The organism is Pollutimonas bauzanensis, from assembly GCF_900129885.1.
GTDB classification, from domain to species: Bacteria; Pseudomonadota; Gammaproteobacteria; order Burkholderiales; family Burkholderiaceae_B; genus Pollutimonas; species Pollutimonas bauzanensis.
In genome coordinates this window covers 128,403-147,867 of the sequence record NZ_FQXE01000003.1, presented here as the reverse complement: position 1 = coordinate 147,867, position 19,465 = coordinate 128,403, and the positions used below count along the sequence as shown (strand labels likewise).

The following is a 19,465-nucleotide window of genomic DNA, read 5'->3' as shown; positions in this document are numbered from 1 at the left end:
CATTTTTTTGCAGGACTCTCATGAAACTTTCTTTCAAGCTCGCGCACGCCGACCGGACGGAAACCGCCGACGTCGACATCACCACCTGCATCGTGGCCGGCTGGGCCGGCCGCGACCTGGATGCCATCGAACACCACATCCAGGAACTGGCCGAGCTGGGCGTGCCCCGTCCCAGCGCCGTGCCCTTGTACTATCGGATCGCCTCCAACCAGCTTACGCAAGACGCGCAGGTCGAGGTCGTCGGCGACGGGTCATCGGGAGAAGCCGAAGTATTCATCTTCTCGCGCCAGGGCGAGACCCTGGTAAGCCTGGCTTCCGACCACACCGACCGCAAGCTGGAAGCCCACAGCGTCGCGCTTTCGAAGCAGTTGTGCGTCAAGCCGGTGGCGCGCGAGGCCTGGGCCTACGGCGAGGTGGCGGACTATTGGGACGAGCTGGTGCTGCGCTCATGGATAGAAGAAGACGGCAAGACCGTGCTGTACCAGGAAGGCGAACTGGCCTTGCTGCGCCCCCCACTGGAACTCGTGCAAGGGCATTTCGGGCGGGAAGCCATCCCCGAGCACTGCGGCATGACCTGCGGCACCGTGGCGGCCATCGGCGGCATCCGCAGCGCGCCATCGTTTACCATGGAGCTCTTCGACCCCCGCCGCAAGCGCAGCATCAAGCACGGCTATACCTTGAAAATCCTGCCTGAAATCGCCTGACGGCTCCATCACAAAGAAACCTATGCCCGCCACCATTACCGAATTGCAAAAAGCCCTGCAGCGTGGGGAAACAAGCTCGCTGGAATTGACCGAGGCCGCGCTCGCGCGCATTGCTTCGCCGCGGGGCGAAGGCTCCCGCGCCTACACCAGGACCTATCCGGAACGGGCGCTGGCCGCCGCGCAGGCATCGGACATCCTGCGCGCGAGCGGGCTCGCCCGTTCGCCCATCGACGGCCTGCCCATTTCCGTCAAGGATTTGTTCGACATCCGCGGCGAAGCCACGCTGGCCGGTTCCGTCGTGCTCAACGACGCGCCCCCCGCCGAAGACAATGCGCTGATCGTCCAGCGCCTGATCGACGCCGGGGCCGTCATCGTCGGCAAGACCAATATGACTGAATTCGCCTTCTCCGGCCTGGGGCTGAACCCCCACTACGGCACGCCCAGCAGTCCCTGGGATCGCGCCACCGGCCGCATCCCGGGCGGGTCCTCGTCCGGCGCGGGGGTATCGGTCGCCGACGGCATGGCGGTGGCCGCCATCGGCACGGATACGGGCGGCTCGGTGCGCATCCCGGCGGCTTTCTGCGGACTGGCCGGCTTCAAGCCCACCGCCCGCCGCGTGCCGATGGACGGAACGCTGCCCCTGGCGTTCAGCCTGGATTCCGTCGGGCCCCTGGCCGCCACGGTGAACTGCTGCGCCATTCTGGACTCCATACTGTCCGGCCAGGTCCATGCCGCTCCGGTCGCGCCCAGGCTCGCGCAACTGCGCCTGGCCGTGCCGTCGTCCCTCGTTCTGGACGGCGCCGACGACCATGTGCGCGGCGTATTCGAGAACACTTTGCGGGCCATACGCGAGCATGGCGCGCAGGTCGACCTCATCGACCTGCCCGAATTCCAGCAACTGGCCCATATCAACCGCCTGGGCGGCTTCGTGTGCGCCGAGGCCTGGGCATGGCATCAAACCCTGCTTGGCGAACGCGCCGGCCAGTACGACCGCCGCGTCGCCTCGCGCATGATGCGCGGCAAGGACATGTCGGCCGCCGACTATATCGAACTGCTGCAGCTGCGCCCGAAGTGGATAGCGTCAGTGCGGGACCGCCTGCGCCACTACGACGCCTTGCTGATGCCGACCGTTCCCATCGTGGCGCCGGCCATCGTGGACCTGCTGGCATCCGACGACGCCTACTTCGCCGCCAACGGGCTCATTCTGCGCAACCCCACGCTGATCAATTTCCTCGACGGCTGCGCCCTGTCCATCCCCTGCCACCCGGCCGGCGCGGCGCCGGTCGGCCTGATGATAGCGGGTCCGGCCATGCATGACCGGCGCATCCTGGATGTCGGCGCCGCCCTGGAAGGCGTCATGCCGCAGCAACGGGCGTAAGGCGTTTTCGCCGAATTTCACCGCGAGGCCTTCGATGCTGCCTGAGCTATTCGAATCCACGCTCGCCGGCACGCGCGACAGCCTGGGCGAACAGGCCTGTGTGCTGCGGGGCTACGCCCTGCCTTATCTCGCGCAACTGCTGCCCGCGCTGGACGCCATCCAGGAAGCGGCGCCATTTCGCAACATGACGACCCCGGGCGGATACGTCATGTCGGTGGCCTTGACCAATTGCGGCGCGCTGGGATGGACCACGGACCGGCACGGCTACCGGTACACCGGGCGGGATCCGCAGTCCGGGCGCCCCTGGCCGGCGATGCCCGAAGTTTTGTCGCGGCTGGCGTCCGAGGCCGCGGCGGAGGCGGGCTTCAGCCGCTTCGAGCCGGACGCCTGCCTGATCAACCGCTACCTTCCCGGCTCGCGCCTGTCGCTGCACCAGGACAAAAACGAAAAAGATGCCGCCGCCCCCATAGTCTCGGTGTCGCTGGGCATTCCGGCCGTGTTTCTTTTCGGCGGCCATGAGCGCGCCGACAGGCCCAGGCGCGTGCCGCTCTTCCATGGCGACGTGGCCGTGTGGGGCGGCGTCGACCGCATGCGCTACCACGGCATCATGCCGCTGAAAGAAGAGCGGCATCCGGTATTGGGCGCGCAGCGCATCAATATCACCTTGCGCAAGGCCGGCTGATCCGGCCCTATGAGCGCGCTATAACCAAATAGCCCGGCGCGTAATAACCATCCAACTATCATTTCGTAGCCACCGCGCCGCGCCATCCCTAGAATCGCTGGTCTGCATCCACTCATACAAAGAGGCGATTTCCCATGACCACGCATTTCTCTCAACGCATTTTGGGCGCCGTCCTGGCGGCCTGCGCGCTGCTGCACGCCCCCGCCTTTTCCGCGGACCAGCAGCCTCTGAAAGTGGGGGTCCGCGGCGGCGTGGATGAACAGATCTGGGAGGTCGTCGCGCAAGTCGCCAGGAAAAACGGCCTGGCCGTCGAGCCCATAGTCATCACCGGCACGGCCAGCCCCAATGAAGCCTTGAACAACGGCGATCTGCAGGCGAATTCCTTCCAGCACATTCCGTTTCTGCGCGATCAGGTGAAGCAGCGCGGCTACAAGATCGTGGCGGCGGCCAACACGCTGATCTCGCCGATCGCGTTCTACTCCACGAAGTACAAATCGCTCAAGGACTTGCCCGACGGCGCCAAAGTAGGCATTCCCAATGACCCCAGCAACCAGACGCGGGCGCTGGTGGTGTTGCGCGACCATGGGCTGATCACGCTGCGCGACGGTTTCGATCCTTTCACCGGGACGGCCGCGCTGGCCGACGTGACATCCAATCCCAGGAAGCTGGAGTTCGTGGAAAGCACCTCGGTCGTGCTGGCGCGCTCGCTGCAGGATGTGGACATCGCGGCGATCGTGAACAGCTTCGCCTATCAGGTCGGGCTGATAGCCACGCGCGACGGCATAGCGGTCGAGAAAAAGGAAAACAATCCCTACGTGAACATCATCGCGGTGCGCGAACAGGACAAGGATGCGCCATGGGTGCAGCCCCTGGTGCAGGCCTACCACTCCGAAGAAGTGCGCCAGTTCATCCTGAAAAAATTCGAGGGCTCGGTGATCCCGGTTTTCTGAGCATGATTCCCTACGAACTTCCCTTTGCCGAAAATGCCGCGGCGGCGGCGCCGGCGCATATCGTCTTCGAAGGGCTGCGCAAGCAATATCCCGGCCTGCAAGGGCCGGTCACGGCATTGCACGATGTGTCGTTCAGCGTAGCGCGCGGCGCGATCTTCGGCATTATCGGGCGCAGCGGCGCGGGCAAGTCGACGCTGCTGCGATCGATCAATATGCTGGAGCGGCCCAGCGCCGGCCGCGTCAGCGTCGACGGCGTGGAAGTCGGCGCGCTCGACGAGGACGGCCTGGTGAGCCTGCGCCGGGGCATAGGGATGATTTTCCAGCATTTCAATCTGCTGTCGGCCAAGACGGTGGCCGACAACGTCGGCCTGCCGCTGCGGGTGGCGGGGGTGAAGCCGGCGGCGATACGCAGCCGGGTCGCCGCATTGCTGGACCTTGTCGGGCTGAGCGACAAAGCCGGCGAATATCCCGCCCGCTTGTCGGGCGGCCAGAAGCAAAGGGTGGGAATAGCCCGCGCGCTGGTGCATGAGCCGAAAATCCTGCTGTGCGACGAAGCCACATCGGCCCTGGACCCGGAAACCACGCAATCCATCCTGGACCTGCTGCGCGACATCAATGGCAAGCTGGGCCTGACAGTGGTGCTGATCACGCACGATATGGCCGTGATACGCGAGATCTGCGATCAGGTGCTGGTCCTGGACCGCGGCCACATGGTCGAACAGGGCGAAGTCTGGCAAGTATTCGGCAATCCCCAGGCCGAAGCCACCAAGGCGCTGCTGCGGCCGCTGCAGCATGGCACGCCGGCCGACCTCGCCGCCCTCCTGGTGCCCGACCTGCAGGGCCGCGAGGGGCATGCCGTGCTGAGCCTGCGGTTTTCCGGCCGGGCGCGCCCCGCTGGCGTATCGCTGGCGGCGCTGGCCGTGCTGGGTCCGGGCGCAACACTGCTGCATGGGGGGCTGGACCGCATCCGCGGCCACGCCCAAGGCAGCCTGCTGGTGTCGGTGCCGGCCGGCGTACTGCAGGAAGAGGCCGCGCGCGCCGCGCTGGTGGCCGACCACATCAAGGTGCTAGGCTATGTCCCTGCCGTTGCTCGATAAATATATACAGGCTTTCCTGCAGACCCTGCTGATGGTCGGCATATCGGCGGCAATCGCCATCGCAAGCGGGCTGGCGCTGGCCATCGTCCTGACGGTGACGGCGCCCGGCAGCCTCTACCCCAGGCCGCGCCTGAACAAAGCCCTGTCCATCGCGACCAACACCTTCCGGGCCATTCCCTTCATCATCCTGCTGGTGGCCATGCTGCCCATGACGCGCTTCATCGTGGGCACGACCCTGGGCACATGGGCGGCCATCGTGCCCCTGTCGGCGAACCTGATTCCCTTCTTCGCGCGCATTGCGCAGGTCAGCCTGAACGACGTGGACCACGGCCTGATAGAGGCCGCCAGGGCAATGGGCTGCCGCAGGTGGCACATCGTCCGGCATGTGCTTTTGCCCGAGGCCCTGCCCGGGATCATCGGCGGCATGACGGTCAGCGTGATCGCCATGATCAATGCGTCCGCGATGGCGGGCGCGGTCGGCGCCGGAGGGCTGGGAGACCTGGCCATCCGCTATGGATATGAGCGCTATGAAACGCGGGTAATGTTCGAAGTCATTGTGATCCTGATCGCTCTGGTGTCGATAGTGCAGTTCACAGGGGAATGGCTGGCGCGCCGTTCCGACCATAAACGTTGAATGAGTCCCTATGTCCGATTTGAAATCACAAGGCTTCGCCACCCGGGCGATACACCTGGGCTACGATCCGCTGCAAGAACAGGGCGCGCTCTCGCCGCCCTTGTACCTGACATCCACCTACACCCAGGAAAGCTTCGAGGCGTTTGAAGAAATCCGCAGCGGCGAGCGCCAGGGCTATGTCTATGGCCGCACGCGCAACCCCACTCAGGCGCTGCTGGAAGAGCGCCTGGCATCGCTGGAAGGCGGCCAGGCCGCGGTGGCCACGGCCTCCGGCATGGCCGCGATTTCAGCCACGCTGTTCACCATTCTGCAAAGCGGCGACGAAATCGTGGTGGACCAGATCGTGTACGGCACCGCCTTCATCCTGTTCACGCAAGGGCTGGCCCGCTTCGGCGTGCGCGCCGTGTTCGCGAACTTCACCCGCTCCGAAACCGTGGCGGCGGCCATCGGCCCGGATACGCGCGCGCTGTATTTCGAAACCCCGGCCAACCCCAATCTGCGGCTGGTGGACATCGCGGCCATCTCGGCGCTGGCGCGCGGGCGCGGCCTGCTGACTATCGTGGACAATACCTTCGCCACCCCGGTGCTGCAGCGGCCGCTGCAGCAAGGCGCGGACATCGTGCTGCACTCGGCCACCAAATACCTGGGCGGCCACGGCGATTTGCTGGCTGGCGCGGTGGTGGGCGGCAAGGCGCAGATAGAAGCCATCCGCCAGCAAGGCTTGCGCTACTACACCGGCGCGACCCTGTCGCCGTTCACAGCCTTCCTGGTGTTGCGCGGCCTCAAGACGCTGGAGCTGCGCGTAGCCAGGCATAGCGAATCGGCGCTGGCGGTGGCAAGGCTGCTGCGCCGGCATCCGGCGGTCGCCGATGTTTTCTATCCCGGGCTGCCGGAAACCGCGGGATATGAAATCGCCGAACGCCAGATGTCGGCGGGCGGCGGCCTCGTGGCCTTCGAGCTCCATGGCGGCCTGGCCGCGGGCAGGCGCCTGCTCAATGCGCTCAAGCTGGCGCGCATCGCCGTCAGCCTGGGCGACCCGGAAACCCTGATCCAGCACCCGGCGTCCATGACCCATGCCGGGTATACCGAGCAGGACCGCCAGAAATACGGCCTATCGGAAGGGCTGCTGCGCCTCTCGGTGGGGCTGGAGTCGCTGGAAGATATCCTGGACGACTTGCGGACGGGGCTGGACCTGTCCATATAAGAAGAACGAAGCAGAGCAATGGATTTTCAACTGAGCACGGAACAGCAAGCCTTCGCGGACCTGGCCGACCGCCTTGGAAGGGAAGTATTCGCCCCCCTCGCGGCCCGCTGGGATCGCGACCACGAGTATCCCTACGGCAACGTGGAGCTGCTGCGCCAGAACGGCTTGCTGGGCATGACGATTCCCAAGCGCTTCGGCGGCCTCGGACGTCCCCTCATCGATGTGGTGCTGGTCATCGAGCAGGTCGCCAAATATTGCGGCGTTACCGCCCGCATCGTGGTGGAAGCCAATATGGGCGCTTTAGGATGCATCATGGCCTACGGTACGGAAAAGCAGCAGCGTGTGACGGCTCGCCGTATCCTCGAGGACGGGGACAAGCCGGCCATCGGCATGACGGAGCCCAATGCGGGTACGGACCTCACCGCGCTGAGCACGACAGCGCGGGAGAAGGACGGCCACTACCAGATCAACGGCACCAAGCACTGGATCACCGGCGGCGGCATTTCCCATACCAATTTCATCTTTGCCCGCATCCTGGATAAAGCGGGCCGTGATCAGGGCATAGGCGGCATTCTGGTTGACAAGGGAACACCCGGGTTTCGCTTCGGCCGTGTGGAAGACGCCATGGGGCTGCGGGGAATCCCGGAAACCGAACTGATCTTCGAGGACTGCCGGGTTCCCCTGGAAAACCTGGTCCTGGCCGACCCCGGAAACCGCTTCAAGAAGTTGATGAATGGTTATAACGCCCAGCGCATTGGCGCTTCCAGCGTAGCCTTGGGCATCGCCCAGGGAGCCCACGACCTGGCCGTGGATTACATGGGGCGGCGCACTTCGGCGGGCCGGAAGCTGGCGGAATACCAAGGCCTGCGCTGGCTCATGGCCAAGGGCGAGAGCAATCTCCACGCTGCGCGGCTGTTGATACATCGGGCCGCCTGCAACGCCCGGCATTTGCCCAATAACGTCATGCTGCCGGATATGAAAGAGGCTTCCATCGCCAAGATATTCACCGCGCATCACGCCTTTGACGTGGTTAGCGATTCCCTGCAGATGTTCGGCGCCGCCGGCTATTCCCGGGACCTGCCTCTGGAGCGCATGCTGCGCGATGTCCGCATGTTCCAGATCGGCGGGGGAACATCCCAGGCCCAGTCGAACATGATTGCCCGCAGCCTTTTCCCGGCGGCTCCGCCCAACAATTGATGGTCTGCATTCGGGCCGGCCATATGCCAGCTTATATTTTTTTCCGCTGAATCCGAAAATTATCGTCGCGAATATGCGGGCAATCCTTATACGGAAATCGCCGTTTTCAAATAGGAATAAGTTCGTTCGGATTCATTAATACTCTCTATAGAATAAAAAATCACCGGGATTGATTGTTTCGAAATAAGCAGGCGGCCGGCCCGCTCATATGGCCGGAATCAATCAACGATCCATAAATCAATTTTCGTTCAGAAAGATATTCAAATCATGAAAAAACACATCCGCAAGGCCGGCGCATTAATCATTGTCCTGAGCTTGTCCGCCGCCAGTTTTGCCGCCCGCGCCGAAGGGAAAATCCGCCTCGCCCAGCAATTCGGCATCGCCTATCTGATCCTGGACGTAATACGGGATCAACAATTGATTGAAAAATACGGCAAGCAGTCGGGGCTGGATATCGAAGTCGAATGGGCCCAGATTTCCGGCGCCACGGCCATGAACGAGGCTTTGCTATCCAACAATCTGGACGTGGTTTCGGCAGGCGTGCCGCCAGCGCTGGTGCTGTGGGACCGGACCAAAGGCAAACAGAACGTCAAGGCAGTCGCCGCCCTGGGCTCTTTGCCCAACTATCTGATCACCAATAACCCGGCCATCAAGACCCTGAAGGATTTCACCGACAAGGACCGCATCGCGGTTCCCGCCGCAGGCGTGGGCTTCCAGTCGCGCACCTTGCAGATTGAAACCGCCCGGCTCTATGGCAAGGAAAACTTCAATCGCTACGACAAGATTTCTGTCAGTATTCCGCATCCCGATGCCACCGCCGCGCTGATTTCAGGCGGCCTGGATATCAACTCGCACTTCTCCAGCGCCCCCTTCTACTATCGGGCCCTGGAAGGCAACAAGAATGTGCACAAGGTGCTGAGTTCCTATGACATTCTAGGCGGCCCGGCCACCTTCAATGTGCTGTACAGCACACAGAAATTCCACGACGAAAACCCCAATACCTATAAAGCGCTTTATGCCGCGGTGGAAGATGCCGCCCAATGGATACACAATAACAAGGCCCAGGCCGCCGAAACATTCATACGCCAGCAACAATCCAAGCTTTCGCCCGAATTCGTGCGCAAAATCATCGACGACCCGGAAAACGACTTCACCATCGTGCCCCAGCGGACCTTTGTCTACGCCACTGAGCTTTACGACCTCGGCGTCCTGAAAAACAAGGCCGCATCCTGGAAGGATTATTTCTTCGAGGAAGCTCATGGCTTGCCGGGGGACTGAAACGTGGGAACCCGCCTTGCCATTTCCCCTCAGCCCATCGCATTGTCAGATTGGCAGGCTGAATCCCGCCGCCAAGCTCTGGAGGATGCCGCGGCCGAGGGGGCGGCGGCAAATCCCTTGCTCGCCATTCGTGGCGTCAGCCTCGAATACCGCAGCCCCGAGCGGGTGGTGCGCGCCACGCACAGGATAGACATCGACGTTCACCAGGGGGATCGCTTCGTCCTCCTGGGTCCTTCCGGTTGCGGCAAATCCACTCTGATAAAATCTGTGGCTGGTTTCATCCAGCCGACCGAGGGCAGCATCACGCTGGATGGGGTAAAGGTACAGGGCCCGGGCCCGGACCGCATCGTGGTCTTCCAGGAATTCGATCAGCTGCTGCCCTGGAAAACTGTCCGGCAAAACGTCGCCTTCCCTCTCCTGGCTTCCCGAACCCTGGGACGCAAGGAGGCCGAAGAAAGAGCCCGTTATTACCTGGACAAGGTAGGCCTGTCTCCCTTTGCCGACGTCCATCCGCATCAACTTTCCGGAGGCATGAAGCAGCGCGTCGCCATCGCCCGCGCGCTGGCCATGCAGCCCCGCATCCTGTTGATGGACGAACCGTTCGCCGCCCTGGACGCCCTGACCCGGCGCAAGATGCAGGAAGAACTGCTGGTTCTCTGGGAGGACGTGGGTTTTACCCTCTTGTTCGTTACCCATTCCATCGAGGAGGCCTTGGTGGTCGGCAGCCGGATCGCCCTTCTCTCTCCGCACCCGGGCCGCGTGCGGGCCGAAATCAACAGCCATGCCTGGGACATCGACAGCCTGGGCGGGGTGTCCTTCCAGGCCGCGGCGCAACGCATCCATCATCTGCTGTTCGATCAGGCGCATTGAGGCATGAGCATAAACTCTTACAACCCTCCCATCAGGCCCGAGTATGAACGGACCCTCCCCCGCTTCGACGTAGTGCCCATAGAGCGCAAGCCGCCCTGGGCGCAGCGGCTCTGGCAGCATGGGTGGCTGCGCAAAAGCCTGATCCTGGTGGTCCTGGCCATTCTATGGGAGGGCATAGCCAGCTGGCAGGACAACACCCTGCTGCTGCCTACTTTCACAGCCACCGCGCACGCCTTGTTCAAGGGCCTGTCCAGTGGCGAGCTCATCGAGAAGGCCGGAATTTCCCTGTCGGTGCTGATACAGGGCTACCTCGGGGGGATACTCTGCGCTTTCCTGCTGACGACCGCGGCGGTATCGACCCAATTGGGGCGGGACCTGCTATCCACCCTGACCGCCATGTTCAATCCCTTGCCGGCGATCGCGCTGCTGCCTCTGGCCCTGCTATGGTTCGGCCTGGGTCGAGGAAGCCTGGTCTTCGTCCTGGTGCATTCGGTCCTCTGGCCTTTAGCCCTGAACACTTATGCTGGCTTCCAGGGAGTGCCTGAAACCTTGCGCATGGCGGGCCGCAATTACGGGCTCAGAGGCTTGCGCTATGTGCTGCAAATCCTCATCCCGGCGGCCTTGCCTTCCATCTTGTCCGGCCTCAAGATCGGCTGGGCTTTTGCGTGGCGCACCCTGATTGCCGCTGAACTGGTCTTCGGCGCGTCCTCGGGCCGGGGCGGCCTGGGCTGGTACATCTTCCAGAACCGCAACGAACTCTATACCGACAATGTCTTTGCCGGCCTGGCCCTGGTGATCATCATCGGTCTGCTGGTGGAGAACGTGATATTCCATGCCTTCGAGCGCGTCACAGTGCGGCGCTGGGGCGTCCAGCGTTGAATCCGCGGGAAGCTGAGGGGACCCCGCCGCGCCCCGAAGCGGCGCGCCTCAATCGAACAGATGGCAAGCCACGCGCTGCGTCGGGCTCAATTGACGGACTGGCGGCGCCTCCCGGGCGCAGCGCGGCATGGCATGCGGGCAGCGCGTGCGGAACACACAGCCCGACGGCGGGTTCATGGGCGACGGTATGTCGCCGGCGAGTATCGGGCGCGGGGTCTTCAGGCGCGGATGCGCCGGCGGGATGGAAGCCAGCAGCGACTGCGTATAGGGATGGCGCGGTTCGCTGAACAAGGTGTCGGTATCGGCCTCCTCCACGATATGGCCCAGGTACATCACCCCGATGCGATCGGCCACGTGCCGCACGACGCCCAGGTCATGCGCGATGAACAGGTAGGCCAGGCCGTGTTCGCTCTGCAAATCCATCAACAGATTCAGGATCTGCGATTGGATCGATACGTCCAGGGCGGAGACCGGCTCGTCGCAGATGATCAGCCGCGGCTGCAGCGCAAGAGCCTTGGCGATGCCGATGCGCTGGCGCTGGCCGCCGGAAAACTCGTGGGGAAAGCGCGACAGGTGCTCGCGGCTCAGGCCCACGCGCTCCAGCAGTTCGGCCACCCGCTTGCGGCGTTGCGCGGCATCGCCTACCTTGTGAATGATCAACGGTTCTTCCACGCTATAGGCAATGCGCCGCTTCGGGTCCAGCGACGACAAGGGGTCCTGGAAGACCATCTGCGCATCGCGGCGCCATTCGCGCAACTGGCCTCCCGACAGCTTGAAAATATCGCGCCCGTCGAACATTGCCGCGCCCGCCGTCGGCTCGGTCAAGCGCAGCAAGGCGCGGCCGGTGGTGCTTTTGCCGCAGCCGGATTCGCCCACCAGGGCGTAGGTTTCGCCTTGGCGGATATGGAAGTTCAGGCCGTCCACCGCTTTTACCGTGGCGTGGCCGAACAAGCCGGCCTTGACGCGAAAGTGCTTGGCCAGGCCGCTGACCTGCAGCAGCGGCGCGGCGGCGGAATCGTGATCCTGCATCATAGGCTTGCCCGCCCGGCCGCGCGGGCCGCGATTTTTTCATAATGCCAGCAGCGCACATAGTGCCCGCCCACCGGCGGGCCGCCCTCGGGGGCCGCCACCTTGCGCAGTTGGGGCGCCTGGCGGCACTGGTCGTCGGCATAGGCGCAGCGCGGCGCGAACCGGCAGCCCGCGGGTATGCGCTCGAGCGCCGGAACATTGCCGGGGATTTCGTGCAGGCGCGTACGCCGCGGCCGGTCCAGGCTGGGCGCGGAAGCCATCAGGCCCTGCGTGTAAGGGTGGGCGGGCCTATCGAACAGGGTCTCGACATCGGCCTGCTCGATGATCTGGCCCAGATACATCACCACGACCCTATGGCACATCTGCGCCACCACCGACAAATCGTGGGTAATCAGCACTATGCCCATGGAATAGCTGTCGCGCAGGGATTCCAGCAACTCCAGGATTTGCGCCTGTATCGTCACATCCAGCGCCGTGGTGGGCTCGTCGGCGATCAGCAGCCGCGGCTGGCAGGCCAGGGCCATGGCTATCATGACGCGCTGGCGCATGCCGCCGGAGAGTTCATGAGGATAGGCGTCCATCCTGCGCAGCGGGTCGGGAATGCCGGTCTGCTCCAGCAGCCCTATTGCGCGCTGGCGGGCCTGGCGCTTGTCCAGCTGCAAATGGGTATGCATGGGCTCCATTAACTGGTCGCCGATGCGGAATACGGGGTTCAAGGCCGACAAAGGGTCCTGGAACACCATGCCCAGCTGATTGCCGCGTACCCTGGCCATTTCCGTTGGCGACAGCGGCAGCAGATCGCGGCCTTGGAACAGCACCTGGCCATCGCTGCGGCTGGTGGACGGGTCCAGCAAACGCATGATGGATTCGGCGGTGACGCTTTTGCCGCAGCCGGACTCGCCCACCAGGCCCAATACTTCATTGGCCCGGACCTGGAAAGAAACGCCGTCCACCGCCCTGACCGTGCCGTTCTCGGTGGCGAACGTGGTCGCGAGTTCGCGCACGTCCAGCAGAGTATCGCCGCTCATGCCCCGGCCTCGCTGTCCGCCGCGGCGCCGCGCCGCAACAGGCGCCGCGAGCGACCCGGTATGGTCTTGATATGCGGGTCCAGGAAGTCGCGCAGCCCATCGCCAAGAATATTCAAAGCCAGTATCATCAGTATCACCGTCACGCCGGGAAACACCGTCATCCACCATGCCTTGAAGATGACATTCTTGCCGTCCAGCAGCAGATTGCCCAGGCTGGGCGTGGGCGCCGGTATGCCCGCTCCCAGAAAGCTCAGGGCCGCCTCGGTAAGAATCGACACCGCAAAAATAAAGGTGGTCTGCACGATCAAGGGAGACGTCACGTTGGGCAGCATATGCAGCCAGATGATGCGCGCCGCGCCGGCGCCTTGCGCGCGCAGGCCCTCGATATAGGTTTTCTCTTTCACCACCAGGGCCGCGGCGCGCGCAATGCGCGCCACCGACGGGATATAAACCAGCGACAGGGCCGCAATGACATTGCCGGTGGCCGGCCCCAGCGCCGCCACGATGGCGATGGCCAGCAGCAGGGAAGGAAAGGCGTACAGGCCATCGCAAACGCGCATGGCGATGTGGTCGACCACCTTGTAATAGGCGCTGGTCAGGCCCACTACCACGCCTATCGCCCCCGAACAGAACGCCACGGCGGCGCCCACCGACAGCGAAATGCGTATGCCGTACATCACCCGCGCGAACACATCGCGCCCGAATCCGTCGGTGCCGAACCAGTGCTCGGCGCTGGGCGGCTTCAGGCGAACGATGGGATCGAGATCGTAGGGATCGTAGGCGGCCACCCAGGGCGCCAGCGCCGACATCAGCGCCAGCGCCAGCAGCACGACCGCCCCCGTCACCAGCATGCGGTTGTGCAAGGCGCGGCGCAGCAATAAGGTATTGATCATGAGCGCCCCAGTTTGACTCGCGGGTCGACCAGGCCGTAAAGCATATCGATGAAAAGGTTGAGCAGCACGTAGGTCACGGTAATCAGCAAAATGGCGCCCTGGATCACGGGAAAATCGCGCCGGGCAATGGAGTTCACAATAAGCTGGCCGACGCCGGGTATGTTGAATACGGTCTCGACCACCGCGGCCCCGGTGATCAGCGCGCCGAAGGTCTCGCCGAACACCGTCAGGATGGGAATCAGCGCATTGCGCAAGGCGTGCCTGTAGATCACCAGGCGCTCGGCCAGCCCCTTGGCGCGGGCCGTTTTGATATAGCTGTCGTTCAGTATGTCGAGCATGGCCGAGCGCGTCATGCGCGCCAGCAAGGCGGCCTGTATGGCGCCCAGCGCCACCGCGGGCAGGACCAGATAACGCAGGTGGGTCCACAGCCCTTCGCTCAAGGGGCGGTAACCCGCGACGGGCAGCCAGCGCAGCCATACCGAGAACGTCAGGATCAGGAACAGACCCAGCAGGAAGCTGGGCACGGAAATGCCCAGCATGGAAAAGCCCATTACCGATTGGTCCACCAGGCTGCCGCGCCGGCGCGCCGCCACGATGCCCAGCCAGACCCCGGGCACCGCCGCCAGCAACTGCGCAAAAACGGCCAGGGAGACCGTGGGCCCCAGATGGTCCAGGAATACATTCAGGACATCGTCGCGCATGAAAATGGATACGCCCAGGTTGCCGCGCGCGACATTGGCGAACCAGGTGAAAAACTGCTCCGCCAGCGGCTTGTCCAGCCCCAGTTGCGCAATCAGCGCGAGCCGCTGCTGCGGGGTCGCCTCGTCGCCCAGGATGACGGTGGCCGGATCGCCCGGGGTCAGGTGCACGATAAGAAACACCACCACCGCCACTACGCCCAGCACCGGAATCAGCGCCAGCAGCCGGTGCAAAAGATAACGCGCCATTCACAACCTTGAAATGAAAATGCGCATCCTGTCGCAGGATGCGCGGCGCCGCATGCGGCCAGAGCCGCCGGCTGCTATTTTTTGGCCAAATAGACATTCCACAGGACCGGACCGATCAGGTCGTCCAGGCCCCGGACATTGTCGCGCACGGCATATAGCTGCTGGATATTGCCGACCTTGACGACCGGCAGGTATTCCCATACCTCTTTCTCGAGCCGCTCGATCAAGGGGCGGGCGGCGGCCAGCGACGGCGCAGCGGTGATTTCCGCCAGGCTGCGGTCGATTTCCGGGCTGTTGCTCAAGCCGGCATACTTGGCCGACGAGGCCAGGTAGGGGTTCTGGTTTATGGTGGGACGCACCGCGAATGTCATGGCGAAGACGTCGAAATTCTTGGGGTCGCGGCGGCGTTCCTGCAGGGTGGCCCAGTCGTAGACATCGAGACGCGACTTCACGCCTATGGATTTCAGCGTCTGTTGCGCCACCACGGCGAAACTGAAATGCTCGGGGTAATCGCGGGTCGTCAGAATGACGACTTCCTCGCCCTTGTAGCCCGATTCCTTGACCAGCTTGCGCGCCGCGTCCAGGTCGTGCCTGTTGTAGTAAGGCTTGCCCGCCGTGGTATGCCATTGCGCTTGCGTAGGCAGGGACAGCGACGGGTCCAGCTCGAAGAAGCGCGGATCGCTATAGGTGGCCACCAAGGCCGCGTTGTAGTCCAGCGCCTCATTGAAGGCCTGGCGCAGCTTCAGATCGGCGAAGGGGCCCTGCGCCTTGTTGAACACATAGGTAATGGTGCCGCCGGATGCGAAATAGTTGCTTACGCCGTCGGTGGCATCGATTTGCGCGGCGTTGTCCAGGGGCAGGCCCAGCGCCAGGTCGTATTCGCCGGTGATGATGCCCGCCAGGCGCGTCGATTCATCAGTGACATAGCGGAAATAAATATTGTCCAGCCAGGCGTGCTTGGCGCCTGCCAGCCCGCTGGAGGGCTCCGTGCGCGAGACATAGCCGTCGTAACGGGTCAGCAACACGTATTGGTCGGGGCGCCACTCCTTGAGCTTGTAGGGGCCGGTGCCGATGTACTCGGCAATGCCCTTGCCGCCCGCCGCATCGATCACGCTTTTAGGCATGATGCCGGGGAAAGGCGCCGTGTCGGCCAGGATATTGGGCCCCAGCAGCGATGGCTTTTCCAGCGTCATCCGGACTGTGGCGTCGTCCACTTTGGCGAACCTGGCGCCTTGCAGATTGGCCTTGCCCTGGGTGGATGTCTTCAGCCATTTGTCCATCGACGCCACCACGTCGTCCGCGGTCAGCGGCTGGCCGTTGTGGAAGCTGATTCCTTTGCGCAGGACAAAGGTGTAGGCCAAGCCGTCGTCGCTGATCCTGAACGATTCAGCCAATTCGGGAACCACCTGGTACTTGTCGTCCAGGGTCAGCAATTGCTCGAATATATTCCGGGCCACGTCGCGCGTGGCCTGGTTGGTGGTCAGGTGCGGGTCCAGCGTCGCCGGATTGGCGGGATAGGCGATATTCAGGGTGCCGCCGCGCTCGGGCTGCGCCGCGGCCTGTGCGGCCGCCAGCGCGCCGGCGGGCACAGCCGCGCCCAGGGACAAGGAAAATGCGATGCGCAACGCGGCACGCCATAAATTGTATTTCATGAGTTTCACCAGACAACAAACAAGCGCGAGGCAGGCCCGGAAAAGAACCCGCTACTCACAGAAGAACGGCCAACGCAGCGAGCGATGGAATCGACAGGAATTTTTCAGGCGGCCGCCGCCACGGACTGGGCCGCGGCTTGCGCGGCGCGCTGCTCGCCCAGCTCGCGGCCCAGATACCGGGCGATGGCCTGCATGCCATACAGCCCCGCCGCGGCTTCGGCGTCGCTGTTGTAGTTGGTATTGGTATTGACATCGTAGGTGTAGAGTTCGCCGTTTTCATCGGCAATGAATTCTATTCCCGCAATACCTATGCCATTGTCGGCGATGAAGCGCTGGTAGCGTTCGATGATGGGATGGTCGAAGTCCTGGACGATCTCGAAACGCGGCGCCGCCGCGGCCGGGGCCGTTGCGCCGACCGGACAGAACGCATCGCCGACCTGGCAGGCATCGGCAGGGCAGAGTTCGAAGCCCAGCGAGGTGTCCACCCGCACGGCATACAGGAATTTCCCGCCCACGAATTCGACCCGGGTAATGTAGGGTTCGGGCGCGCGGATGTATTCCTGGATCAGCGTGATGCCATCGATCGAAGGCTCGAAGGCATCGCCATTGACATAGCCTTCCAGCGCCTCGAGGCTGTGGAACAGCTGCACGCCCAGGCCTTTGCCGGCGCGGTTGTGCTTGGTGATGAAGGACCCCGGCATCTTGCCGGCGGCCTTGACGATGTGCTGCCTGCCGACGGCGGCGATGGTGCGCGGCGTGCGTATGCCATAGTCGGCCAGCGCGGCGTACTGCGCGACTTTGCTGACTTCCAGCTGCAGGGCCCGGCCATTGTTGACGACGCGGCGGCCATGCGATTGCAGCCATGCCAGCACGGCGCCCGTGTATTCGGGGGCATAGCGATGATCGCGCGTATGCGACGAAGCGCTCATCCGGTTGTAGAACACCCCTTGCGGAGGCGCCACGGACAGGTCCAGCGTGCCCTCGTCCAGGAACCATTCTTCGTAGGGCAGGCCCTGCTGCGAAAATGCGGCTCTCAAGGGTTCGACCCAGGCGGAATTTTCATGGATCACGTAGATTTTGGACATAAGGACCTTCGGTTACCGGTATTTCAAAGGAAACAGCCCGGGTCGTGCCGGGCTGCCTACTAGGATAACCAAAGGAAATTCAAATCAGAACGACTGAATAATTATGTTTCTATGACTTATCGGTATAAGGGCGGGCCAGCCAGCCTTGCGCCAGGTTCACCCAGTAACTGGCCCCCAGAGGGATCAGTTCATCATTGAAGTCGTAGCTGGCATTGTGGAGCATGCATGGGCCCATGCCATGGCCCGGCGTGCGATGGTCGCCATGGCCATTGCCTATCCAGATATAGCAGCCTGGCCGCTCCTTGAGCATCAGGGCGAAATCTTCGCCGCCCATCGATGGCTGCACCGCGGCGTCGACGTTTTCGGCGCCGACCAGGTCTTTGAGCACCTGCACGCTGAAAGCGGTTTCGTCCGGATGATTGAAGGTGGGCGGATATTTGCGGTCGAATGCGAGTTCGGCCTGGCAGTCGAAGCCGGCGCTGACCTTTTGCGCCATTTCGCCTATGCGCTTTTCAATGAGATCCAGCGTGTCGCCGCTGAAGGTGCGCACGGTGCCCCGCAGTTCGGCCGTGTCCGGAATGACATTGTCGGCGGACCCGGCATGGATTTGCGTGATGCTGAGCACGGCCGGATCATAAGGATTGCGGTTGCGCGTAATGATGGTCTGCAGCGCCTGGGCCAGGTGGGTCGCGGCCATGATGGGGTCGCAGCTCAAGTGCGGCATGGCCGCATGCGCGCCTTTGCCGGTGATCGTGAGCTTGAAGTAATTGCTCGATGCCATGATGGGACCCACGCAGACGCCGAACTTGCCGGCATCCATGCCAGGCCAGTTATGCATGCCGAACACGGCCTCCATGGGAAAGCGGACGAACAAGCCGTCGTCTATCATTTTCTTGGCGCCGATATGGCCTTCTTCGGCCGGCTGGAATATGACATAGACGGTGCCGTCGAAGCCGCGATGCCGCGCCAGGTATTTTGCCGCGGCAAGCAGCATGGCGGTGTGGCCGTCGTGGCCGCAGGCATGCATCTTCCCGGGATGCCGGCTGGCATGCTGGAAGGTGTTGAGCTCTTGCATGGGCAAGGCGTCCATGTCGGCGCGCAGCCCTATGGCCCGCTGGCTGGCGGCCTTGCCATGGATGACGCCCACCACGCCGGTTATGCCCAGGCCGCGGTGCACCTCTATGCCCCACGACTCCAGCCGCTGGGCCACCAGGCCGGAAGTGCGGTTCTCCTGGTAGGCCAGTTCGGGGTGTGCGTGTATGTCGCGTCGGATGGCGCTGATTTCGTCTTGCCATCCAAGGATAGGTTCAACTAGTTTCATAGTGGCATGATCCTGTTACGGCCGCCCGCGGCGCCATCAACGGCTGGCCCCGGGAGCGATCAGTACTGGTAGGTGTAAGTCAGTTGCAGGACGTTCAGGCCCGGATTGGGACGCTTGATGCTGGCATTCGAAAAGTGCGAATAGCGCAGGCCCAGGCGGCTGGAGTCAGACAGGTAGGCCCCGACGCCGATGTGGTCGCCAAACTGGAAGGCGGTGCTGATGTCCTTGTTGGCGAAACGGGTGCGGGTGAATGCCGTGGGTCCGACGCCCGCCTCGACATAATAGCGGTCGTTGATGCTCCAGCGCAGAAAGGGTATGGCGCTGAACTGCCATGCGTTGGATGGCGAGCGCGAACCTTCGGCCTTCCAGTACGCGACGCCCAGTTCTCCGACCACATCCAGGCGCCCGTCGTGGCCCGTGAATTGGTAGTGCCACAGCGAAGGCGATTCCCAGGCGAGCTCGAGCCGCTCGTAGTGCTCGCCCACGCCGGCGCGCACGCTGATGCCGCCGTCATAAGGCCCTGCGGCCAGCGCCGTGGACGCCATGAAAGGCGCCACGGCGCTGGCGATGAGAACCGGCGCAGTCCTGGACAATAAGCGCGAAAAGCTATTCATTCAATACTCCTGAGCACATGGCT

19 protein-coding genes are annotated in these 19,465 nt (G+C 63.3%); 11 read left to right on the top strand and 8 right to left on the bottom strand.

Annotated features, from left to right (window positions below; translation table 11 throughout):
* The first annotated feature begins 20 nt into the window (after positions 1–20).
* The 11 genes from BUB23_RS06640 to BUB23_RS06590 all read left to right on the top strand — a co-directional run bounded on the left by BUB23_RS06640 (position 21) and on the right by BUB23_RS06590 (position 10,873).
* The gene (locus BUB23_RS06640; RefSeq protein WP_073102325.1) at positions 21–704 is read left to right on the top strand and encodes a DUF2848 domain-containing protein; all 684 of its coding nucleotides are present in this window, start codon (positions 21–23) and stop codon (positions 702–704) included.
* Between the two features lie 22 nt (positions 705–726).
* A complete protein-coding gene (locus BUB23_RS06635; RefSeq protein ID WP_073102324.1) occupies positions 727–2,082 on the top strand; it encodes an amidase in 1,356 nt (451 codons plus the stop codon).
* 34 nt (positions 2,083–2,116) lie between these two features.
* Complete coding sequence (alkB, locus tag BUB23_RS06630; RefSeq protein WP_073102323.1) at positions 2,117–2,764, top strand: DNA oxidative demethylase AlkB; 648 nt, start codon at positions 2,117–2,119, stop codon at positions 2,762–2,764.
* Positions 2,765–2,898: 134 nt separating this feature from the next.
* Entirely contained in the window at positions 2,899–3,714 is an 816-nt protein-coding gene (locus BUB23_RS06625) for a MetQ/NlpA family ABC transporter substrate-binding protein (RefSeq protein WP_073102322.1), read from the top strand.
* A gap of 2 nt (positions 3,715–3,716) precedes the next feature.
* A complete protein-coding gene (locus tag BUB23_RS06620; protein ID WP_073102321.1) occupies positions 3,717–4,811 on the top strand; it encodes a methionine ABC transporter ATP-binding protein in 1,095 nt (364 codons plus the stop codon).
* Positions 4,789–5,445, top strand: a complete 657-nt coding sequence (locus BUB23_RS06615; RefSeq protein WP_073102320.1) for a methionine ABC transporter permease — start codon at positions 4,789–4,791, stop codon at positions 5,443–5,445. The genes BUB23_RS06620 and BUB23_RS06615 overlap by 23 nt, the downstream gene beginning before the upstream one ends.
* A 10-nt stretch (positions 5,446–5,455) precedes the next feature.
* A complete protein-coding gene (locus BUB23_RS06610; protein WP_073102319.1) occupies positions 5,456–6,649 on the top strand; it encodes a trans-sulfuration enzyme family protein in 1,194 nt (397 codons plus the stop codon).
* 18 nt (positions 6,650–6,667) lie between these two features.
* Complete coding sequence (locus tag BUB23_RS06605) at positions 6,668–7,846, top strand: acyl-CoA dehydrogenase family protein (protein ID WP_084135838.1); 1,179 nt, start codon at positions 6,668–6,670, stop codon at positions 7,844–7,846.
* Positions 7,847–8,113: 267 nt separating this feature from the next.
* Entirely contained in the window at positions 8,114–9,124 is a 1,011-nt protein-coding gene (locus BUB23_RS06600) for an ABC transporter substrate-binding protein (protein WP_073102318.1), read from the top strand.
* 78 nt (positions 9,125–9,202) lie between these two features.
* Positions 9,203–9,994, top strand: a complete 792-nt coding sequence (locus BUB23_RS06595) for an ABC transporter ATP-binding protein (RefSeq protein WP_143160916.1) — start codon at positions 9,203–9,205, stop codon at positions 9,992–9,994.
* 3 nt (positions 9,995–9,997) lie between these two features.
* Positions 9,998–10,873: an ABC transporter permease gene (locus BUB23_RS06590; protein WP_073102317.1), complete on the top strand. Its 876-nt coding sequence runs from the start codon at positions 9,998–10,000 to the stop codon at positions 10,871–10,873.
* Between the two features lie 48 nt (positions 10,874–10,921).
* Here BUB23_RS06590 and BUB23_RS06585 read toward each other — a convergent pair whose 3' ends face one another.
* The 8 genes from BUB23_RS06585 to BUB23_RS06550 form a co-directional block, all read right to left on the bottom strand.
* Positions 10,922–11,905, bottom strand: a complete 984-nt coding sequence (locus BUB23_RS06585) for an ABC transporter ATP-binding protein (RefSeq protein ID WP_073102316.1) — start codon at positions 11,903–11,905, stop codon at positions 10,922–10,924.
* On the bottom strand, positions 11,902–12,930 hold the full coding sequence (locus BUB23_RS06580) for an ABC transporter ATP-binding protein (protein ID WP_073102315.1): 1,029 nt from the start codon (positions 12,928–12,930) through the stop codon (positions 11,902–11,904). The genes BUB23_RS06585 and BUB23_RS06580 overlap by 4 nt, the downstream gene beginning before the upstream one ends.
* On the bottom strand, positions 12,927–13,823 hold the full coding sequence (locus BUB23_RS06575; protein ID WP_073102314.1) for an ABC transporter permease: 897 nt from the start codon (positions 13,821–13,823) through the stop codon (positions 12,927–12,929). Before BUB23_RS06575 ends, BUB23_RS06580 begins: the two co-directional genes overlap by 4 nt.
* Positions 13,820–14,770 (bottom strand): ABC transporter permease, encoded by a 951-nt coding sequence (locus BUB23_RS06570; RefSeq protein WP_073102313.1) that lies wholly within the window; start codon positions 14,768–14,770, stop codon positions 13,820–13,822. Before BUB23_RS06570 ends, BUB23_RS06575 begins: the two co-directional genes overlap by 4 nt.
* 74 nt (positions 14,771–14,844) lie before the next feature.
* On the bottom strand, positions 14,845–16,422 hold the full coding sequence (locus BUB23_RS06565; RefSeq protein ID WP_073102312.1) for an ABC transporter substrate-binding protein: 1,578 nt from the start codon (positions 16,420–16,422) through the stop codon (positions 14,845–14,847).
* A gap of 104 nt (positions 16,423–16,526) precedes the next feature.
* On the bottom strand, positions 16,527–17,507 hold the full coding sequence (locus BUB23_RS06560; protein WP_073102311.1) for an ATP-grasp domain-containing protein: 981 nt from the start codon (positions 17,505–17,507) through the stop codon (positions 16,527–16,529).
* A gap of 109 nt (positions 17,508–17,616) precedes the next feature.
* Positions 17,617–18,828, bottom strand: a complete 1,212-nt coding sequence (locus BUB23_RS06555; RefSeq protein ID WP_073102310.1) for a M20 aminoacylase family protein — start codon at positions 18,826–18,828, stop codon at positions 17,617–17,619.
* A gap of 59 nt (positions 18,829–18,887) precedes the next feature.
* A complete protein-coding gene (locus BUB23_RS06550; protein WP_073102309.1) occupies positions 18,888–19,442 on the bottom strand; it encodes an acyloxyacyl hydrolase in 555 nt (184 codons plus the stop codon).
* Positions 19,443–19,465: the final 23 nt, after the last annotated feature.